The following is a 19,768-nucleotide window of genomic DNA, read 5'->3' as shown; positions in this document are numbered from 1 at the left end:
GGACCAACACCGGTGCGCGGACCAGCACGAACGAGACGGGCGTTGCGCCGCGTCGGCGTCGAGGGAGACCGCCCGCTGCTGCCCGTGATCGGCCTGATCCTGCGCCTGCTGCCCTTCCTGCTGATCCTCGCGGTGGTCGTGCTGGCCGCCGGGACGCCCGAGAACGTGCACGTGGGTCCGCTGCTCGCGGTCGCGCCCGCGCTGTCCGGCCTCACCCAGACGGCCCCGCGCGGGCCGCTCGTCACCGGGGTCGTCGCGGCCGTGGTGGCGTTGGGGCTCGCCGCGCTCGGTCAGGGCCGCGGCGGCGGCGAACCGTACGTGACACTCGTGTCGATCGGGCTCGTGACCACGACCGCGTGGGCGGGCGTGCACGTGCGCATGCGCCAGGAACGCACCATCAAGGAGGTGCGCAGCGTCGCGGAGGCCGCCCAGGAGGTGCTGCTGCCCCAGGTGCCGCAGCACATGGGCTCGCTCACGGTCGGGGTGCGCTACCGCGCGGCGGCGGCCGAGGCGCGGATCGGCGGGGACCTGTACGAGGTCGTGCCGACACCGTTCGGCATCCGGGTTGCGATCGGCGACGTGCGGGGGAAGGGGCTCGGCGCGGTCCGGACCGCCGCCGCGGTGCTCAGCGCCTTCCGCGAGGCCGCGTACGAGGAGGAGGAGTTGCAGGGCGTCGCCCGCCGACTCTCGGCGAGCCTGGAGCGTCGGCTCGGCGAGGACGACGAGGAGTTCGTCACGCTGATCCTGCTCGGCTTCCCGAACGACCAGGCGTGCGTGGACATCCTCAACTGCGGTCACCCGTCGCCGCTGCTGCTGCGCTCGGCGCACGCCGAGGCGCTCGACCCGCCGACGCCGACCCCGCCGCTGGGCATCCTGGACCTGCGCAAGCTGGAGCTGCCGGTGCTGCGGGTGCCGTTGCTGCCCGAGGACCGCCTGTTGCTCTACACGGACGGGATCATCGAGGCGCGCAATGCCGCCGGCGAGTTCTATCCGCTGCCGGACCGCGCGCCCGACAGCCTGCCCGGTGTCGAGGACACCCTCGACCGCCTGGAGGCGGACGTGCGGCGGCACGTGGGCCACCCGCTTCAGGACGACGCGGCGATGGTGCTGTTGCAGTACGCGCCCGTGGTCGTTCGCCAGGACGGGCTGCGCGGGGCGCAGCTGAGCGCCTGAGCGCTTTTCCGGCCGAGCTCAGCCCACCTCCAGTTCGACCACGAGCGCGCAGTGGTCCGAGACGCCCAGGCGGACGGCTTCGGTGCGGCGGACCGCGTCCGGCCCGATGCCGTGCCCGAGCACATGGTCGAATTGCACGCGCGGGTGATACGAGGGATAGGTGGGCACGCGCGCCAGCGAGCGCCATCGCACCGCGCCGGCCCCCGCGCCGCGGCCGCGTCGCCCCACGACCGCCTGCGGGATCCGCCCGGGCAGGTTGAAGTCGCCGAGCAGGAGTTGCGGGCCGGGCAGGTCGGCGGTGGAGCGGCGGATCCGGGCGAGCTGCGAGATGTTCCAGCCGGGCACGAACGACAGATGCGCCGCGAGCACGGTGAACGGGCCGCGCGGCCCCTCGACGACCGCCGCGAGCACGCCGCGCGGCTCGTCCGGCACCCGGGTGAGCCCCGGGCGCCCCTGCACCCGCAGCGGCAGGCTCAGCGGCGCGGCCGGGAAGCGCCGGACCCGCCAGCGCGAGACGGGCAGCCGGGACAGCAGCGCGATGCCGTACGCGGGACCACCCTCGCCACGCTCGCCGGCCGTGTACACCCGGCGCTCGGCCGGATCCGGCTCGTCCTCGGTCCATCCCGCCACGGGCGCCGGGACCCCGTGTACGGAGGCCAGGAACCGCCACTGCGACATCCCCAGCGCCTCGGCCGCGAGCGCGGCCTGGTCGGCGCCGCCCGAGCGCCCCTGATGTCGGTCGACCTCCTGGAGCGCCACGATGTCGGCGTCCAGATCGGCGAGCGCGGTCCGCAGCCGGTCGGGACGGGACTCGCCGTCGGCGAGGTCCATGCCGTGGAGAAGATTGAAGGTCGCGACGCGCAACGTGGTCATCGGCCGACGGTAACCCCGCACGGCCGGCGAACGCGGATTCATCGCCGCGCGTCCGACCGCCGGCCCGGTCCCGGGGCGGGTCCCCACCACCCGGCGACGGCCGCCGTCGGGTCGATGAGAAGGTGGGGAAGCCGCTGCCGCCCGAGGGCGCGGAGGCCGCCACCCACCCGGGGCCGCCCACTTGGGGAGGGCCTCGCGGCGACGGAACGGCGAACGATCCGGGAGGGACGTCAGTTGATCCACCCCAAGCCTGCCGCGGGGCAGGCCCTGGCCCGATCCGAACTCGACCGCGCGGCCGAGCACCGCCTGGACGAGGCGTGGTTGGACCGGGCGTGGCACAGGCCCGAGACCCGCGTCCTGGTGCTGGCGCCGGGCCGGGCGCACTGGTTCGGCGAGGAGGGCGCACCACACCTGGTCCTGGTCGGCTCGGCGGACGCCCCGGACGGCGAGCGCTACCTGCTCGGCGTCGACCCGGCCGGCGTGGCCTACTTCGCGATCGCCGCGGAGGACCTGCCCGAGCCCGCGGAGGGGGTCCGCGAGGGCAACCTCTACACGCTCGGCACACTCCTGGACGACCGGGACGCCGGACTGCTCGTGCACGCGACCGGGCTGCAGAACTGGCACCGCACGCACACCTTCTGCGCGCGCTGCGGGCAGCCGACCGAGTCGGCCGCGGCGGGGCACGTGCGGCGCTGCCCGGCGTGCGGCGCCGAGCACTACCCGCGGACCGATCCGGCCGTGATCATGCTCGTCCTGGATCGCGACGACCGATGCCTGCTCGGCCGCCAGCCGAGCTGGCCGGAGAAGCGGTTCTCGACCTTCGCCGGCTTCGTCGAGCCCGGCGAGTCGCTCGAACAGGCCGTCGCGCGCGAGCTGCACGAGGAGGTCGGCGTCGTCACGGCGTCCACCGAGTACGTCGCGAGCCAGCCGTGGCCGTTCCCCTCCAGCCTGATGCTGGGCTTCATCGCGTACGCGGTCGACGACCGGGTGCGGGTGGACGGCGAGGAGATCGCCGAGGCCCGGTGGTTCGGTCGCACCCAGTTGAAGGAGGCGATCGACGCGGGCGAGGTGTTGCTGCCGGGCACGCTCTCGATCGCCCGGCACCTGATCGAGAAGTGGTACGGCGAGCCGCTGGACGAGGGCAACCACTGGTAGCGGCGCTCACTGCGGACACGGCACGGCCCGCGACGGACGTCCGTCGCGGGCCGGGTGCGTGCGAGGGGCCGGGTCAGGCCGCCGCGGCCGCGACCTTCTCCTTGACCTGGGCCAGGCTCGGGTTGGTCAGCGCGGTCCCGTCGGCGAAGAGCAGGGTCGGAACGGTCTGGTTGCCACCGTTGACGCTCATCACGAAGTCGGCCGACTCGGGGTCCTGCTCGATGTTCACCTCGGTGTAGGCGATGCCTTCGCGCTCCATCTGGCTCTTGAGCCTGCGGCAGTAGCCGCACCACGTCGTGCTGTACATCGTCACGGGGGCCGACATCGTCATGCACTCCTTTGTGTTCGCCCGGACCGGGAACGGCTGTCGAAGGCCCAAACGTGCGGACCGCGCGTTTGATTCCACACCTGTGCACATCCCGGGCGCCTGTGGACAACCGACCTCGGCCGTCCGGGATGCCTGAGAGGATGGGCCGATGATCGCTTCCCCCGACGACGTCCTCGACGCGCTCGATCCCGAGCAGCGGCAGGTGGCCGAGGCCGTCGACGGCGCCGTGTGCGTGCTGGCCGGCGCGGGCACCGGCAAGACGCGCGCGATCACCCACCGGATCGCCTACGGCGTGCTCACCGGCGCGATGCAGCCCACCCAGACGCTCGCGGTCACCTTCACGGCTCGCGCCGCGGGGGAGATGCGCGGCCGACTGCGCGACCTGGGCGTCCCCGGCGTCCAGGCGCGGACGTTCCACGCGGCCGCGCTGCGGCAACTGCACTACTTCTGGCCGAAAGTCTTCGCCGGCCCGCCGCCGCAACTCGTCGAGACCAAGATCGCCCTGGTCCGGGACGCCGTGCAGCACTGCCGGCTGCGCGCGGACCGGACCGAGCTGCGCGACATCACGAGCGAGATCGAGTGGTCCAAGGCCACCCAGACCGCGCCCGACGACTACCCGCGCGCGCTGCTCGAGGCCGGCCGCAAGCCGCCGCGCGAGGCCGCCGAGATCGCGCACGTGTACGCCGCCTACGAGAAGATCAAGTCCGGCCAGGGCCGGATGGACTTCGAGGACGTGCTGCTGCTGACGATCGGGCTGCTCGACGACCGGCCCGAGGTCCGCGAGGCGGTCCAGGCGCAATACCGGCACTTCACCGTCGACGAGTACCAGGACGTCAACCCGCTCCAGCAGCGGCTGCTCGACCTGTGGGCGGACCGGGCCCGCAGTCTGTGCGTGGTCGGCGACGCGAGCCAGACGATCTACTCGTTCACCGGCGCGACGCCCGCCTACCTGCTCGGCTTCCGCCGCCGGCACCCGGGCGCGCGGCTGGTCGAGCTGGTCCGGGACTACCGCTCGACCCCGCAGGTCGTGGGCCTGGCCAACCGGCTGCTCGCGCACGCCACCGGCGAGGCCGCCAAGCACCGCCTCGAACTGATCTCGCAGCGCGGCGAGGGCCCGGACCCGCGCTTCGTCGAGCATTCCGACGAACAGGCCGAGGCGGAGAGCACCGCGAAGCAGATCCGCAAGCTGATCGACGACGGTGTGCGGCCGGCCGAGATCGCCGTGCTGTTTCGGACCAACTCGCAGTCCGAGTCGTACGAACAGGCGCTCGCGGACCAGTCCGTGGCCTATCTGCTCAAGGGCGCCGAGCGGTTCTTCGAGCGGCCGGAGGTCCGGCAGGCGATGGGGTTCCTGCGCGCGCACGCGATCTCGTCCGGATCCGATCCGGAGCCGGCACACCTGCCGGCCGAGGTGCGCGCGGTGCTGGGCAACACCGGGTGGAGCGCCGAGCCGCCCGCCGGATCCGGCCAGGCGCGGGAGAAGTGGGAATCGGTGGCCGCGCTGCTTCGGCTCGCCGAGGAGTTCGCGGTGAAGTGGCCCGACGCGACGCTGCGCGACTTCACCGTCGAGCTGGCCGAGCGGGCCAACGCGCAGCACGCGCCGACGGTCGAGGGCGTCACGCTCGCGTCGCTGCACGCGGCCAAGGGGCTCGAGTGGGACGCGGTGTTCCTGGTCGGGCTCAACGAGGGCATGATGCCGATCGCCTACGCGGACACCGCGGCCAAGATCGAGGAGGAGCGCAGGCTGCTCTACGTCGGGGTGACCCGGGCCCGCGAGCACCTCACCCTGTCGTGGGCGCTCTCGCGCACGCCGGGCGGGCGCGGGCGCAACCCCTCCCGCTTTCTCGACGGCCTGCGCGGCACCGGCTCTGCGCGCCCCGACGCGTTCCGTTCGCCGGGTGCCGGCCGCGGTCCGGACGGAACGGTCCGGCCACGACGCAAGGTCGGCCCCGTGCGGTGCCGGGTTTGCGCCAAGGCGCTCCAGGACGCCGCGGAGCGCAAGATCGGCCGGTGTCTGGACTGCCCGTCGGATGTCGACGCGTACCTGTTCGAGCAACTGCACCAGTGGCGGCTCGAGCGCGCGACGGAGCACAGCCAGCCCGCGTTCGTCATCTTCACCGACGCGACGCTGACCGCGATCGCGGAGGTCCGGCCGCTCAACGAGCGCCAGCTCGCGGCGATTCCGGGAGTGAGCCGGACCAAACTGGAGCGCTTCGGTGACGACGTGCTCGCGTTGTGTGCCGGTCACGAGCTCGCCATCGAGTCGGATCCCGACGAGTTCGAGGGCGTCCCGGAGCCGGAAATCGTTCCGGACGGGGCGTGAGATTCGAGGGGTTTCCCTCACGTGACGAGGACCATGCAATAAATCGTTTGCGTCCCGCTCCAAACCGCATCTACGCTCACGAGCACGGTCGGAACGTTCGACCGTGCTCGTCCATGAAACCTGGAAACACCCCTGCGGTGTTCCCCCGAAGCCCTCTCGGAAGGAGGTGACCGTCGTGATCAGCATCTTGAAAACCCAGCGTCAGGCGTTCGCCGCCACTCCGGTCGTGGTGTCGGTGGGCTCCGCCAAGCTGTCGCATGCCGCTCCGTCCCTGTCCAAGTCCGGTCTCGCCGGACTCCCCGTGGATCTGTCCTATGCCAGGACCGATGCCCTGATCACCGCCGCCGCGCGACTGCGTGGCAACGGCAGTGGCGTGTCCGCAGCGGCGGGCACCTCAGGTCTCGGTCTGGCGGTCGGCGCCGAGGGTCCGTGGCAAGGCGAGCAGGCAGCAGCGACGCGTCGCAACGAGCGACCGTCGACCCAGGCGGCTTGTGAGCAGGCGCAGGAGACGCGGCAGGCCAATGGCATGACCATGGCCGGTTTTGCCGGTAACGGGTATCCGTCCTGGAGGACGAGGACCTGACGAGAAGTCAGGTCGGCACCTCCAGGGCCGCGGAATCCCGAACACCGGGATCCGCGGCCCTTGTGTTTTGTCGGCTGTCAGCAAGAACCGAGTAGCGACCACCGGGGACACGAGTCCCACGAATCACAGGAGCACCACGTGCCCCACGTCAAACCCCCCGCACCCGGCACAGCCGCAGCAACATCGGAGGTAGACCTGATGACCCTTACCGCTTTCGAGGACGTCGAGCAGCTCGAGTCCACGATCCCCTGCCGTTCGTACGACCCCGAGGTCTTCTTCGCCGAGTCCCCCGAGGACGTCGAGTACGCGAAGGCCCTCTGCCGCGAGTGCCCCGTGCGCGAGATGTGCCTGCAGGGCGCGCTCGAGCGCCGCGAGCCCTGGGGTGTCTGGGGTGGCGAGCTCTTCGTCCAGGGTGTCGTCGTCGCCCGCAAGCGTCCCCGTGGCCGTCCGCGCAAGACGGAGGTCGCCGCGTGACCCCCCCGGCAGGACCCCGTCGCACGAATAGCCACCGCAGCACGTACATGCAGGAACCCATGAAGCAGATCCACACCACCAACGCCGTTTTGCCCAATGACAGGAGCAGGGAGTTGCATCTCATCAACGAAGCCCTCGCGAGGGCTCAGATGGATCAACAGCTCCGTGAAGCGGAGCTCCAACGAAGGGCGTACCACGTCCGGATGGCGCGCAAGATGCGTCGTCGGGCGGAGGTCGCCTCCATGCGTGCTCGTCGGGCCCTCGCCATCGCGGTGATGTAGCCGAACCGACTCGCAGCACGCCGAAGGGCGGGCAACCCCTGTGGGGTGGCCCGCCCTTCGGGGTGTTCGGCCTACTCCGCCTCGGCGGCGTCCGGGTCGTCGGCTTCCACCGAGAAGTCGAACTCCTCGTCCTCGTACTCCTCTTCGGGCTCCTCGGCGAACCCCGGGAGCCAGGTCTCCAGTTCCTCACGGAACGGGGCCGTCGCGCCGAGCTGGCACAGCACGCCGATCGTGCTCAGCGTCACGCGGTGGATCAGCAGATAGCTCGGCGGCAGGTTGAGCTGGCGGGCCAGCGCGGACGCTGGATTGCGCGGGTCGCCGATCCGCGCGCCCTGCTCGCGCATCCACGCCCGGGTGAAGGTGAACTCCTCGGCCTCGGCCGGTTCCAGGAACGGCAGCAGGTAGTCGAGCACTTCGGCGGCGTCGAGCTTGATCGACGGCTTGACGAAGCCCTCCGAGCGCAGCACCTGCATCACGCCGTCGGCGTCGGCTTCGAGCGCGAGCCGGAACGCCCGGCCGATCGGCTCGGGCAGCCCGTCGGGCAGCCGGTTGACCGTGCCGAAGTCCAGTACGCCCAGGCGCCCGTCGGCGAGCAGCCGGAAGTTTCCCGGGTGCGAGTCGGCGTGCAGCATGCTCGTGCGGGCCGGGCCGGAGAACAGGAAGCGGCACAGCATGTGCCCCGCGCGGTCGCGCTCGTCCTGGGTGCCCTTGTCGATCACCTTGGACAGCGGCGTGCCGTCCATCCACTCGGTGACCAGGACCCGCTCGGTCTGGTGCACGACGTGCGGTACGAAGATGTCCGGGTCGCCGTCGAACTCCATGGCGTGCGCGGTCTGCGCCTCCGCCTCCAACTGGTAGTCGAGCTCCTCGGCCACCCTGGCCTTGAGCTCGGCGATCAGCGGTTTGACGTCGATGCCCGGGATCAGCGCGCCGGCGAACCGCGCGACGTGACCGAGCTGGTTGAGGTCGGAGATCAGCGCGTCGCCGGCACCGGGGTATTGGATCTTGACCGCGACCGTGCGGCCGTCGTGCCAGACCGCCTTGTGCACCTGTCCGATCGAGGCCGCCGCTGCGGGCGTCTCGGTGAACTCGTCGAACAGCGAGCGCCAGTCACCGCCCAGGTTCTCGGCGAGCGCCTTGTGCACGGTACGGGCGGGCATCGGCGGCGCGGCGTCCTGCAGCTTGGTCAGGGCCGAGCGGTAGGGCCCGGCCACCTCCTCGGGCAGCGCGGCCTCGAACACCGACAGGGCCTGCCCGAGTTTCATCGCGCCGCCCTTCAGCTCTCCGAGCACCTTGAAGAGCTGCTGTGCGGTGCGCTGTTGCAGTTCCGCGGCGACGATTTCCGCCGGTCTGCCCCCGATGCGTCTGCCAAGGCCCAGTGTCGCTCGCCCGGCCACCCCCAGCGGGAGGGACGCGAGCTTGGCGGTGCGGGTCACGGCCCTGCGCGGAAGATCGCTCACGCGACCCATTGTGTCCGACTCGACGACGTGGCATGTGTGATGGAGCCCACCTCTTGCTCTGGGCGGGTGGCACCACAGTCGCACCGCACATGCGGTGACCAGCTCCTTCGCCGGGTCAGGCCGTCCGGCAGCTCGATCTCGACGGTGCCGTCGACGGTCGTGGGGAGCGCGCCGTCGAGGAAGGTCAGCACCTGCATGCTCGCGCGCGCGGCGACCTCGGTCGCGAGCACGACGTCACACGGGGCATCGCCGGGCCCGGGCGCCGCCGCGAGCTGGGCGAGCAGCCGGGGCCAGCCGGGATCGCGGTCGCTGCGGGCCAGATCCAGGCAGCGCCCGCACGCCGACCGGCCGACCAGCACGAACGGCCCGATCACGCCGGTGGTCTCGCGGATGTCGGCGTACAGGTGCGGCACGCCCTGCCGCGCCAACCGGGCCCCGGGAGCCGGATCGGGGCGGCCCTCGGGGACGATCACCGCCACGTCGGGCGCCCCGCGCCCCGCGGGCAGCGCGCACCGCACGCCCGGGGCCAGCCGGCGCAGGGCCGCCCGCACGGTGGTCTCGCGGCGGGCGCGCTCGCCGTCCCACGCCGGCCCCACCGGTCCCGCGTCGCCCGCCCGCACCGGTCGGCGGTCGGCCGGCACCACGTGACCCACCCCGCGGCGGCCAGCAGCGCGGCCACCGCCGCGCCGACGCGCCCGGCCCCGTGTACCGCCACGACGGCCCGGGCGCGGCGCTCCAGCGCGGTCAGCCCCGCTTCGCCGCTGCCGTGCACGAGCGCGAGCGAGGTCAGGTCGGGCCCGAGCCTGGCCCGCTCGCGCGGCAGCGTCGGCACCGGTGTGGGCCGCCCGGACGCGTCCTCCAGGACGCCCTCGCGGGCCAGCAGTTCGAGCACCGACGCGGCCCGGGCGCGATCCAGGCCCAGCTGTTCGGCGAGCGCGTAGGTCCGGTCGAGGTCGCGAGTGCCGTCCAGGTGTTCCACGAAGCGGGTGGTCGTGGGGTCGAGGCCGACCAGCAGCACCGCCCGCCGCGGGTCCAGGCCCAGTTGCAGGGTCTGCCGGTCGCGCCACAACCGGCGCAGGGCGGGCTTGAGGAGCGGGCGCATGGGGCGGCCTCCGGAGGGCGATACGCGCGGGCGGGCGACGACGGGACGAAACGCGAAAGGCATTTCGATCGGCCCACTGTGGGCTGCGCCGAGCTCGCGCGCATTTCGTTGTCCACAGGCTCCGTATGAATATGCTATTTGGAAATATTAGGCAGAGAAGCGGGGAATGAGAATTATCGAACGAATAGTGCTTATGCCCGCGAAAAGCGGTGGAGAAAACCCCGCGCCGGCCCGAAGCGGCGGCGCCCTGTCGGTGCCGTCGGTTAACGTCCTGGTTGTGGTCGCGGATCCCGGGGCCGGACGCGACGTGCCGTCCGGAGCCCCCTCTCAGGATGCCGTCGAGGTGCGTCGCAGCGCCCGGCGGCGACGAACGGTGTCGGCGTACCGGGACGGGGATCGCACCGTGGTCCTGCTCCCGGCCCGGATGACGCAGGCCGAGGAGAAACGCTGGATCGGCGTGATGCTGGAGCGGCTCGCCGCCCAGGAGCGCCGGCGCCGGCCCAGCGACGACGACCTCGTGGCCCGGGCCCGGGAGCTCTCGACGCGCTACCTGGACGGCCGGGCCGAGCCCGCGAGCGTGCGCTGGGTGGGGAATCAGAACACCCGCTGGGGGTCGTGCACACCGGTCGACGCCACGATCAGGTTGTCCACCCGGCTGCGCGGCATGCCGACCTATGTCGTCGACTATGTATTGCTGCACGAGTTGGCGCATTTGCTCGTCCCCGGCCACGGCCCGCGCTTTTGGACATTGCTCGCCGCATATCCGCGCACCGAACGCGCGCGGGGATATCTGGAGGGCGTCGCGGCGGCGAGCGGCCTGACGATGAGTGACGACGACCCCGGGGACACCGGACCGGACGCGGCGTCGGACGAGCCGGAGCCGGCCGCGCCGACCCGCGGGCGCGCCGCGGCCGGTGCGCGCGGGGCCCGCAAGGGCACCGCCGCAGCGGACGGTGCCCGTTCCGGGACAACGCGCGATCGCGCGGGCCGCAAGCCTCGCGCCTGATCCGCGACCGGCCGCGACGGTTCGTCGCGGCGCCGGATTCGGGCGTATAGCGTGAGGCGCGTACGCGTCCGGGAACCGGTCGCGGGGGATCGCTCGTCGGGAAGCACAGGACGGGTGGTCGAGCGTTCGGTCGTACCCGGACCGGGGCGGGATCCGATGTTGTAGCGTGCCGTGCGCGGCGGGGACCCAGGTGGTGGGCGCCCGCACCGCCGGCGGCGGAGAAGCGGGGAAGGGAGCCACACAGTGGTCGAGTTCAGGAAGGGACAGAAGTCGAAGCTGTCCGACCTGACCGCGGGGACCGATCTGTATGTCGGGGTGCATCTCGACGCCCCCGGGCTGACGTTCGATATCGCCTGCTTCGGGTTGGACGCGGGCGAGCGACTGTCCGACGATCGGTACTTCATCTTCTTCAACCAGCCCAAGTCGCCCGAGGAGTCGATCCAGCTCCTTGGCGCGCAGGCCGGTGACACCGAGTCGTTCCGGGTGACGCTGGACCGGGTTCCGCCGAACGTCAACAAGCTCGCGTTCACCGCGACGATCGACGGCGACGGCGTGATGTCGCAGGTCGGATCCGGCTACCTGCGGATCGTGGCCGGCGGCCAGGAGGTCGCGCGGTACGCGTTCACCGGGCGCGAGTTCAGCACCGAGCGCGCCGTGATGATCGCGGATGTCTACAAGAAGGACGTCTGGCGGTTCTCGGCCGTCGGCCAGGGCTTCGACGGCGGCCTGCGCGCGCTCCTGGAGAACTTCGGCGGCGAGGTCGCCGAGGACGAGCCGGAAGAGGCCTCGCAGCCGGCCCCCGTGCCGCCCGGCGGCGCCCCCGGCTTCGGCCCGCCGCCCGGTGGCGCGATGCCGCCGCAGCACCAGCAGCCCGCGCCGTCGTTCGGCCCGCCCGGCGGCGGACCGCCGCCGCCGCAGTACCAGCAGCAGCCCGCGCCCAACTTCGGCCCGCCGCCCGGGGCACCCCCGCCGTCGGCGCGCCCATGCACGGCGGCCCGCAGCCCGGCACTCCGCCGCACGGCGCACCCGGCGGATACCCGCCGCCGCCCGGACCGCCGCAGTACAACCAGCCGCAGGGCACTCCGCCGCACGGCGCGCCGGGTGGCTACCCGCCGCCGCCCGGTCCCGGCGGCTTCCCGAACCAGCAGCAGGGTCCGCCGCCCGGCTATCCGCAGCAGGGCGGCCCCGGCCCCGGCGGCTACCCGCCGCCGCCCGGTCCGCCCGGCCCCGGCGGCTACCCCGGCCAGGGACACCCCGGCCAGATGCAGCCCACGCTGCAGATGCCCGCGCCCGGCGGCCCGCCCGGCCCGCCGCACCCCGGCATGCAGGGACCCGGCATGCAGGGCCCGGGCATGCAGGGCGTCGGCGTCGCGTCGGCCGACCCGGCCTTCCAGTACGGCATCGAGCAGTACCGCGAGGTCCCCGCCGGCAGTCGCTGGACCCAGCAGAACCCCAAGATGGTCCGCGTCGACGTCTCCGGCGGCAAGGTCATCGCCCGCCAGGGCGTCATGGTGGCCTACCAGGGCGATGTGAAGTTCAAGTTCCAGGGCCAGGGCGCGTCCCGGCGGATCAGCAACCGGATGACCGGCCAGTCGATCGAGCTGATGCGCTGCGAGGGCAACGGCGAGGTCTTCCTCGCCGAGGAGGCCGCGAACCTGCACATCGTCGAGCTCCAGGGCAACCAGCTCTGCGTGAACTCGGCCAACGTGCTCGCCTACGACGAGGGCCTGGCCATCGAGCCCAAGCGGATCGAGGGACACGGCATCCCCGGCGGCGGCCTGTTCGTGCAGACCTTCTCCGGCCAGGGCACGGTGATCGTCAAGACCCAGGGCATCCCGCTCGTGCTGCCGGTACAGGGCCCCACCTTCGCGGACAGCAACGCGATCGTGGCCTGGACCGACGGCAACGGCATGCAGGTCTCCACGACCACCCAGATGCGGCTGCGCCGCACGGCGTTCCCCGGCCACAGCGGCGAGACCGTGAACCTCCAGTTCCGGTGCCCGCCCGGCAACCACTTCATCGTCGTCCAGCCCTACGAGGTGTGAGGGGATCATGGACCAGCAACTGATCCAGTCGTATGGGCAGACCGCCCCGCAGGCCCGGATGAGCGCGCACGGCAACAAGATCTGCCGGGTGAACATCCAGCAGGGCAGCCCCAGCGTGCTCGCCAAGCAGGGCTCGATGATCGCCTACGAGGGGTGGGTCACCTTCCAGGGCTACGGCCAGGGACGGACCCGCCGGATGACCGGCGCGATGACCGGCGAGCGGATGCAGCTGATGCTCGTCGAGGGCCAGGGCGACGTCTACCTCGCCGACTACGGCGCCGACATCGCGATCATGCAGCTGAACGGCGAGGCGCTGTCGGTCAACGCGGCCAACATCCTCGCGTTCGACGCGAACCTGACCCACTCGATCAAGATGGTCAGCGGGGTCAGCGCGAAGTTCAGCGGCAACGGCCTCTACAACATGGAGATCCAGGGCGAGGGCTGGGTCGCGATCACCACCCGGGGCACGCCGGTCGTGCTCAACCCCGGCGAGCGCGAGACCTACGTGGACCCGGACGCCCTGGTCGCGTGGAGCACCAGCCTCAAGGTCGGGACCAAGCGCTCCATGCGGATGGGCGGCATCGTCGGTCGCGGCAGCGGCGAGGCCATGCAGGTCTCGTTCAAGGGCACCGGCTTCGTCGTCGTACAGCCCGCAGAGGACGCCACCGACCGTTTCCACGTCCGCGGCTGACCGCGAGCCAGGAAGGATCACCATGCAGAGCTCGCTATTCGCAAACGCCCCGGCGCAGACGGCCGAGCGGTTCAGTCTCCAGAACGCGCACATGCTCAAGGTCCAGTTGGGCAACGGACACCCGCAGGACTGTCTGGCCCGGGTCGGCTCGATGGTCGCGTTCCAGGGCGCGGTCGACTTCGACGGCAACATGCGGTCCGGCGCCGAGCAGGCCGCGGCCGCGGCCACCGGCGAACAGCTCAACCTGATGCGCGCGGTCGGCACCGGGACCATGTGGCTCGCCAACATGGCCCAGTCGATCCACGTGCTCAGCCTCGACTTCGACGGGCTGACCATCGACGGCCAGTACGTCCTGGCCCTGGACAGCTCGCTGACCTGGAACGTCGTCGCGCTGGAGAGTTCGCAGTCGATCGCGGGCGCGGGTTCGTACCAGCTCGACATCCGCGGCAACGGCAAGATCGCGATCATGACGTCGGGCAAGCCGCTCGTCATGCGCGTCACCGGCGGCAACGAGGCGTTCGCCGACGCCGACGCCGTCGTCGCGTGGAGCACCGGCCTGTCCATCGGCCTGGAGGCCCAGGCCACGTCGCAGCGGGTGTACAGCCGCCGCCGGGGGACCGGCGAGGGCTGGAACATGAGCTTCCGCGGCGAGGGCTACGTCGTGGTCCAGCCGAGCGAGATGCTGCCGCCAGCCGACTTCATCACCTCGGGCGGCTGGATGGCCAACCGCGGCCTCGGGCAGCAGGGCGGCATGCAGGGCAACACCTGGGGGCAGTGAGGGCCCCGGGTCGAAAGCACGAGAAGCACGAAAGGGACGCTCGAACCGGGCGTCCCTTTCGTGCTTCTCGTGGTTCTCGTTCGTGCGCGGGCCTCAGACCAGCGCGCGGGCCCGGGCCACCAGGGCCCGGACCGAATCGTCCGTCCCGGTCGGCAGCGCGTCGAACGCGAACCACTGCAGATCGAGCGACTCCTCGCTGATCAGCTCGGTCGCGTCGTCCGGGGCCAGCGCGACGTACTGCACGTCCAGGTGGGTCGCACAGGGGGTCGAGTGCCGATCCAGGTGCACCGGCGCGCCCGCGGCGAGCAGCGTCAGGCCCGGGACGCCGGACTCCTCCGTCGCCTCGCGCAGCGCCGCGTCGGCGAGTGTGCGGTCACCGGGCTCGCAGTGCCCACCGGTCTGCAGCCACATCCGGAGCTTGGCGTGCAGGGTCAGCAGCACGCGCCCGCCGGTCGCGTCCACGATGATCGCGCTCGCCGTCACGTGCGCGTCGGGACACGCCTTGAGCATGCCGTCCTCGTGTGCCGCCAGGTGCTCCAGGTAGCCCCGGCGGAGCCGGTCCTGGCGGTCGTCGGGCGCGTCCCACTTGGACAGCACGTCGATCGCGTCGAGCCGCAGACTCACGCGTCGGGGCCCTTCTCGTCGTCCTTGTCGTCCTTGCCCTCGCGCTTGCCGTCGGTGGGCGCCTCGCCCTTGCCCTCGGCGTCGGTGGGGTGGTCGTCCGCGGCTCGGCCGCCCGACGACTCCAGCGTGTTCAGGTCGGCGTCCAGCTCGGCGTCGAGCCCCGAGAGGTCGAGCTCAGCGTGGTGCACGAAGCCGTCCGGGTCGTCCAGGTCGTCGGCGGTCGGCAGCAGGTCGGGGTGCTGCCACACCGCGTCGCGGCCGTCGATCCCGCGCGCGTCCGCCAGCGAGGCCCACAGCCGCGAGGCGTCGCGCAGGCGCCGGGGCCGCAGCTCCAGGCCGACGAGCGTGGCGAAGGTCTGCTCGGCCGGGCCACCGCTCGCGCGCCGCCGGCGCAGCGTCTCGCGCAGCGCGCCCGCCGAGGGCAGCCGCGGTGCCGCGGCGCTGTGCACGACCGCGTCGACCCAGCCCTCCACGAGCGCGAGCGCCGTCTCCAGGCGGGACAGGGCGGTCTTTTGCTCCGGCGTCTCCTCGGGCTCGAACAGACCCTGCGAGAACGCCTCCTGGAGCGCCTCGGGGTTGCTCGGGTCGATCCGCCCCGCGGCCTCCTCCAAGCGGCTCATGTCGACCTTGATGCCCCGTGCGTACGCCTCGACGGCGCCGAAGAGGTGCCGGTGCAGCCACGGCACGTGCGCGAACAGGCGCTGGTGCGCGGCCTCGCGCAGGGCCAGGTACAACCGCACCTCGTCCTGCGGCAGCGAGAGCCCCTCGCCGAACGCGCTCAGGTTGGCCGGCAGCAGCGCGGCCTTGCCCGCGGGGCCGATCGGCAACCCGATGTCGGTCGAGCCGACCACCTCGCCGGCCAGCGCGCCGAGCGCCTGCCCGACCTGGGCACCGAACATCGCGCCGCCCATGCCGCGCATCATGCCCAGCAGCGGCCCGGCCATGCTCTGCATCTCGTCGGGCATCATCTCGCCCATCGCCGCGACCACCCGGGTCGCCAGCGGCTCGACCAGCGCGCGCCACTGCGGCAGGGTCGCCTCGATCCACTCGGACCGGCTCCAGGCCGCCGTCGTGGTCACACCCGAGGGCAGCGACGTGGCCTCGTCCAGCCACAGCTCCGCGAGCCGCACGGACTCCTCGACGCCCGCGCGCTCGACCGCGCCGATCGACGCGTCGCCGTGCTGGGAGACCGTCTGCCGCGCGATGTCGCGCGCGAGGTCCCAGTTGACCGGGCCGCCCTCGTAGGACAGCAGCTTGCCGAGCTGTTGGAAGGCGGCGCCGAGGTCGGCCTGGTTCATCTGCCCGAAGAGCGCGCCGAACGGATTGTTCGGGTCACCGCCGGCCGCGCCGAACCCGAACGGGTCGTTCGGGTTCCCGGAGCCGCCGCCGGGGCGATCCGGATCGTCGTCGCCCGAAGGCTTGCCGAAGCCGAAGGGGAAGTCAGCCATGGTTGGGCCCCTCTACGTTGTTCACGTGCGCGGTGCCCTCGGGCCCGACCACTGGATGCTGACTCACGGTTACCTCGTCTCGCTGGGCCTGCCCGCCGCCCCGGCCGGAGGCGACACCGCCGCGACGTCGATCGGCGCCTGGCGTGAAGATCACAACAGCACCTCCGGCAGGATGGATCACGGACACTGACAGGAAAGGCAAGCAGTCGCGCGTACCTTTCTTGACGAACCGCTCGTACCAAACTAACCACGGGAGACCGCCAGTGAGTTCCCAGCCCCCACGCGTTCGCTCTGGGCGGAGCGGGCGGGAGAGCACGAGCGAAGGCACCGGGACCGCTGCCTCGGAGACCGCCCCGCAGGAGATTCCGAAGGCCGCGGACAAGAGCGTGGCCCGGGTTCGCCCCGTGGTCGCGGTCACCGGCGCCGCCTCGGGCCTCGGTCATCGCGTCGCTTCCCTTCTCGCCGCGAACGACGAGGTCAAACGCCTGATCGCGATCGACGAGCGGCGCGGCGAGATCCCGGGCGCGCAGTGGCGGATCATGGACGTCCGCGATCCGGCGCTCGCGGGCCGCCTGGAGGGCGTGGACGTCGTCGTCCACCTCGCGCTCGACATGTCGCTCGACTCCGAACCGCGCGCCCGCGGCGCGCGCAATGTCCGCGGTACGCAGACCGTGCTGACCGCCGCCGCGGCGGCCCGGGTGCCCCGCGTGGTGCTGTGCACGTCAGCCATGGTCTACGGAGCGCTACCGGACAACGACGTACCGCTCGCGGAGGACGCCCCGCTGCGGGCGACCGCCGACGCCTCCCTCGTGGGCGATCTCCTGGAGATCGAGGAGCTCGCGGAGCGCACCCCGCGCGCGCATCCGCACGTCAAGGTGACCGTCGTCCGCCCCGCCACCCTGGTCGGCGGTCCCGAGGCGGACAGCGTGATGACCAGGCACTTCGAGGCGCCGCGCCTGCTCGTGGTCTCCGGCGGACAGCCCCGCTGGCAGTTCTGCCACCTCGACGACCTCGCCTCCGCGCTGGAATTCGCGGCGCTCGGCAGGGTCGAGGGCGTGGTCACGGTCGGTTCCGAGGGCTGGCTGGAGCAGGAGGAGATCGAGGAGCTGTCCGGCATGCGCCGGATGGAGCTGCCCGCGTCGCTGGCGCTGGGCACCGCCGAGCGGCTGCATCGCCTGGGCATCACGCCCGCCCCCGCGGGCGACCTCGCGTACACGATGCACGGGTGGGTGGTGTCCTCCGAGCGGCTGCGGGCGGCCGGGTGGCGCCCGGTGTGGACCAATGAGCTCGCGTTCGCCGTGCTCCTCGAGGACGTCGAGGGCCGGCACACCCTGGTCGCCCGCCGGCTGGGCCGCAAGGACGCGACCACGCTGGGCGCGGCCGGTGCGACGGTGGCCCTGGTGGGCACGGCCGCGATCGTGCGCAAGGTCCGTCGGCGGCGCCGCGGTTTCTGAGCCCGCCGGGCGCGATGCGACGACCGCCACATCCACGGGCGGGGCGAGCGCGCGATACTGCCCGGTATGGACGTCATCCGCATCGCCGATATCCGCGACACGCCGTTGTCCGTCGACGAGGTTTTCGCCGCCGTGGGCGATCCCTCGGCCGGAGGCACGAACCTGTTCGTCGGTACGGTCCGTAACGCCGACAGCGGACGCTCGGTCACCGCGCTCGAATACTCCGCGCACCCGTCGGCGGGGGCCGAGCTGCGCCGAGTGATGGAGAAGATCGCGGCCGATCTGCCCGTGCGCGCGATGGCGGCCGTGCACCGGGTCGGCCGGCTGGAGATCGGCGACCTCGCGGTCGTGGTCGCGGTGTCGTGCCCGCACCGCGCGGAGGCGTTCACGGCCTGCCGGCGACTGATCGACGACCTCAAGCACGAGGTCCCGATCTGGAAGCTCCAGCACTTCGTGGACGGCGACTCGGACTGGGTCGGCGCCTGCTGAGTGCCGCTCCCGGCCCGGCCGCCCCTCGCGTCCCGCTCGCCTCGGAACGCATGAAATGCACCATCTCCACCACATACATATGATTTATGACGTCAGCCTCCCCTTCGTATGGATGGGAAACGTCATGACGTCTGTCGCATGGTGGTGGGCCATTCCCGGGATCGCACTCGTGATCGCAGTGAGCTGGGCCGCGTGGAGCTGCCGCGCCTTCCGAACGCCGACGATGCGCGACTCGATGACGAGCTTCGAGGAGCGCAGCGCGGCGCTCGACCGGGTACGTACGGCGGAGCCGCTGCGGCACGACCCGGCCGCGGACGCCCCCCGCCCCGCGGTCCGGGAACCGAGTGCCGAAAACCCGTGACGGGGCGGCCCGCACCGCAGGATTCCGGGTGCCGTAGGGTCGGGCGCATGTCGCGCCGCACCGCCACACTGGTCGTCTCGGGGCTGTTGCTGCTGGCCCTGGCCTGCGCCGTCCTGTTCGCGCCGGTGCCCTACGCCGAGCTCAGCCCCGGCCCCACCTACAACACGCTCGGGGACGAAGGCGGCAAGCCGGTCATCGAGGTCGAGGGTCACGAGACCTATCCCACGAGCGGTCACCTGAACATGACCACCGTGTCGGTGACCAACAAGTCGTACGACATGCCGCTGCTCGACGCGCTCGCCGGCTGGGTCAAGGGCGACGCCGACGTCGTGCTCAAGAAGTCGCTGTACCCGGACGACAAGTCCGCGGCCGAGGTCGAGCGGGAGAACGCCGAGGAGTTCAGCTCGTCGCAGGAGCACGCCAAGGTCGCGGCGTTCGCCGCGCTGGGGATCCCGGTCGAGAAGCGCGTGGTCGTGTCGACCGTGGCCAAGGACGCGCCCGCGCTGGGCAAGCTGCACGCCGGCGACGTGATCCTGGCGGTGGACGGCACGCCGGTCACCAAGCCCGAGGACGTCGCCGCGGGGATCACCAAGCACAAGGCCGGCGACACGGTCACGCTCACCGTCGACCCCGCCGACGCCCGCGGCACCCGGCGTGACGTGCAGGTGGTCACCGGCAAGGCGGAGGACGACGGCCGGGCCCTGGTCGGCATCACGCCGGGCATCCTGCCCAAGTTCCCGTTCAAGGTGGAGATCCACCTCGAGGACGTCGGCGGCCCGAGCGCCGGGCTGATGTTCGCGCTCGGCATCGTCGACAAGCTCAGCCCCGGCGACCTCACCGGCGGCAAGTTCGTGGCCGGCACCGGCACGATCGACGACGCGGGCAAGGTCGGCGCGATCGGCGGCATCCAGATGAAGACGATCGGTGCCCGCAGGCAGGGCGCCAAGTACTTCCTCACGCCCAAGGCCAACTGTGCCGCCGCCGCGCAGACCAAGCCGGGCGGGCTGACCCTCGTCCAGGTCGAGACCCTCGACGACGCGCTCAAGGCATTGGAGACGATCCGCACCGGCCAGGGCACGCTGACGGAGTGTCATGCGTGACCGGTGCGGACCGCCCGAAA

At 72.2% G+C, this 19,768-nt stretch carries 20 protein-coding genes and 2 pseudogenes; 15 read left to right on the top strand and 7 right to left on the bottom strand.

Annotated elements, in window-relative coordinates; all coding sequences use genetic code 11:
* Window positions 1-42: 42 nt before the first annotated feature.
* Window positions 43-1,173, top strand: coding sequence for a PP2C family protein-serine/threonine phosphatase (locus OG928_RS12460; protein WP_406283061.1), 1,131 nt, complete (start codon window positions 43-45; stop codon window positions 1,171-1,173).
* 18 nt (window positions 1,174-1,191) lie between these two features.
* Here OG928_RS12460 and OG928_RS12455 read toward each other — a convergent pair whose 3' ends face one another.
* Entirely contained in the window at window positions 1,192-2,046 is an 855-nt protein-coding gene (locus OG928_RS12455) for an endonuclease/exonuclease/phosphatase family protein (RefSeq protein WP_406283060.1), read from the bottom strand.
* 234 nt (window positions 2,047-2,280) lie between these two features.
* Here OG928_RS12455 and nudC point away from each other — a divergent pair, with 234 nt between their 5' ends.
* On the top strand, window positions 2,281-3,201 hold the full coding sequence (gene nudC, locus OG928_RS12450; protein ID WP_406283058.1) for an NAD(+) diphosphatase: 921 nt from the start codon (window positions 2,281-2,283) through the stop codon (window positions 3,199-3,201).
* Between the two features lie 73 nt (window positions 3,202-3,274).
* Here nudC and OG928_RS12445 read toward each other — a convergent pair whose 3' ends face one another.
* Complete coding sequence (locus OG928_RS12445) at window positions 3,275-3,526, bottom strand: mycoredoxin (protein WP_406283057.1); 252 nt, start codon at window positions 3,524-3,526, stop codon at window positions 3,275-3,277.
* Window positions 3,527-3,677: 151 nt separating this feature from the next.
* On the opposite strand from OG928_RS12445, the gene OG928_RS12440 reads away from it, so the two are divergent.
* From OG928_RS12440 to OG928_RS12425, 4 genes are all read left to right on the top strand, one after another.
* On the top strand, window positions 3,678-5,852 hold the full coding sequence (locus OG928_RS12440; RefSeq protein WP_406283055.1) for an ATP-dependent DNA helicase UvrD2: 2,175 nt from the start codon (window positions 3,678-3,680) through the stop codon (window positions 5,850-5,852).
* 175 nt (window positions 5,853-6,027) lie between these two features.
* Window positions 6,028-6,435, top strand: a complete 408-nt coding sequence (locus OG928_RS12435; RefSeq protein ID WP_406283053.1) for a hypothetical protein — start codon at window positions 6,028-6,030, stop codon at window positions 6,433-6,435.
* Between the two features lie 138 nt (window positions 6,436-6,573).
* Window positions 6,574-6,909 (top strand): WhiB family transcriptional regulator, encoded by a 336-nt coding sequence (locus OG928_RS12430; protein ID WP_406283051.1) that lies wholly within the window; start codon window positions 6,574-6,576, stop codon window positions 6,907-6,909.
* Window positions 6,910-6,956: 47 nt separating this feature from the next.
* Window positions 6,957-7,190: a hypothetical protein gene (locus OG928_RS12425; RefSeq protein WP_406283050.1), complete on the top strand. Its 234-nt coding sequence runs from the start codon at window positions 6,957-6,959 to the stop codon at window positions 7,188-7,190.
* 71 nt (window positions 7,191-7,261) lie between these two features.
* On the opposite strand, the gene OG928_RS12420 is transcribed toward OG928_RS12425, so the two are convergent.
* The 3 genes from OG928_RS12420 to OG928_RS12410 are packed head-to-tail and all read right to left on the bottom strand — an operon-like array spanning window position 7,262 to window position 9,752.
* On the bottom strand, window positions 7,262-8,650 hold the full coding sequence (locus OG928_RS12420) for an ABC1 kinase family protein (protein ID WP_406283048.1): 1,389 nt from the start codon (window positions 8,648-8,650) through the stop codon (window positions 7,262-7,264).
* Window positions 8,647-9,129, bottom strand: coding sequence for a hypothetical protein (locus OG928_RS12415; protein WP_406283046.1), 483 nt, complete (start codon window positions 9,127-9,129; stop codon window positions 8,647-8,649). The genes OG928_RS12420 and OG928_RS12415 overlap by 4 nt, the downstream gene beginning before the upstream one ends.
* The gene (locus OG928_RS12410) at window positions 9,120-9,752 is read right to left on the bottom strand and encodes a hypothetical protein (RefSeq protein ID WP_406283044.1); all 633 of its coding nucleotides are present in this window, start codon (window positions 9,750-9,752) and stop codon (window positions 9,120-9,122) included. Before OG928_RS12410 ends, OG928_RS12415 begins: the two co-directional genes overlap by 10 nt.
* 193 nt (window positions 9,753-9,945) lie before the next feature.
* On the opposite strand from OG928_RS12410, the pseudogene OG928_RS12405 reads away from it, so the two are divergent.
* The 4 genes and pseudogenes from OG928_RS12405 to OG928_RS12390 all read left to right on the top strand — a co-directional run.
* Window positions 9,946-10,572, top strand: a pseudogene (locus OG928_RS12405) (M48 family metallopeptidase); the annotation flags it as partial.
* 429 nt (window positions 10,573-11,001) lie between these two features.
* Window positions 11,002-12,803, top strand: a pseudogene (locus OG928_RS12400) (TerD family protein).
* A gap of 7 nt (window positions 12,804-12,810) precedes the next feature.
* Entirely contained in the window at window positions 12,811-13,494 is a 684-nt protein-coding gene (locus OG928_RS12395) for an AIM24 family protein (RefSeq protein ID WP_406283043.1), read from the top strand.
* A 22-nt stretch (window positions 13,495-13,516) separates the two neighbouring features.
* Window positions 13,517-14,272 carry an AIM24 family protein gene (locus tag OG928_RS12390; protein ID WP_406283041.1) on the top strand — a complete coding sequence of 252 codons (756 nt, stop codon included), beginning with the start codon at window positions 13,517-13,519 and terminating at the stop codon, window positions 14,270-14,272.
* Between the two features lie 93 nt (window positions 14,273-14,365).
* On the opposite strand, the gene OG928_RS12385 is transcribed toward OG928_RS12390, so the two are convergent.
* A complete protein-coding gene (locus OG928_RS12385) occupies window positions 14,366-14,896 on the bottom strand; it encodes an NUDIX hydrolase (RefSeq protein WP_406283039.1) in 531 nt (176 codons plus the stop codon).
* A complete protein-coding gene (locus OG928_RS12380) occupies window positions 14,893-16,344 on the bottom strand; it encodes a zinc-dependent metalloprotease (protein ID WP_406283037.1) in 1,452 nt (483 codons plus the stop codon). Before OG928_RS12380 ends, OG928_RS12385 begins: the two co-directional genes overlap by 4 nt.
* A gap of 25 nt (window positions 16,345-16,369) precedes the next feature.
* Here OG928_RS12380 and OG928_RS12375 point away from each other — a divergent pair, with 25 nt between their 5' ends.
* The 5 genes from OG928_RS12375 to OG928_RS12355 all read left to right on the top strand — a co-directional run bounded on the left by OG928_RS12375 (window position 16,370) and on the right by OG928_RS12355 (window position 19,748).
* Complete coding sequence (locus tag OG928_RS12375) at window positions 16,370-16,534, top strand: hypothetical protein (protein ID WP_406283035.1); 165 nt, start codon at window positions 16,370-16,372, stop codon at window positions 16,532-16,534.
* 196 nt (window positions 16,535-16,730) lie between these two features.
* Window positions 16,731-17,798 carry an NAD-dependent epimerase/dehydratase family protein gene (locus OG928_RS12370; protein WP_406283033.1) on the top strand — a complete coding sequence of 356 codons (1,068 nt, stop codon included), beginning with the start codon at window positions 16,731-16,733 and terminating at the stop codon, window positions 17,796-17,798.
* 66 nt (window positions 17,799-17,864) lie between these two features.
* Complete coding sequence (locus tag OG928_RS12365; protein WP_406283031.1) at window positions 17,865-18,287, top strand: molybdenum cofactor biosynthesis protein MoaE; 423 nt, start codon at window positions 17,865-17,867, stop codon at window positions 18,285-18,287.
* 124 nt (window positions 18,288-18,411) lie between these two features.
* The gene (locus OG928_RS12360) at window positions 18,412-18,648 is read left to right on the top strand and encodes a hypothetical protein (RefSeq protein WP_406283030.1); all 237 of its coding nucleotides are present in this window, start codon (window positions 18,412-18,414) and stop codon (window positions 18,646-18,648) included.
* Between the two features lie 47 nt (window positions 18,649-18,695).
* On the top strand, window positions 18,696-19,748 hold the full coding sequence (locus OG928_RS12355; protein ID WP_406283028.1) for a PDZ domain-containing protein: 1,053 nt from the start codon (window positions 18,696-18,698) through the stop codon (window positions 19,746-19,748).
* Window positions 19,749-19,768 lie beyond the last annotated feature (20 nt).

It is taken from the genome of Embleya sp. NBC_00896, from assembly GCF_045207785.1.
In the GTDB taxonomy this organism is placed as follows: domain Bacteria; phylum Actinomycetota; class Actinomycetes; order Streptomycetales; family Streptomycetaceae; genus Embleya.
The sequence above is the reverse complement of the archived record's forward strand: the minus strand, read 5'-3'. Positions and strand labels throughout refer to the sequence as shown.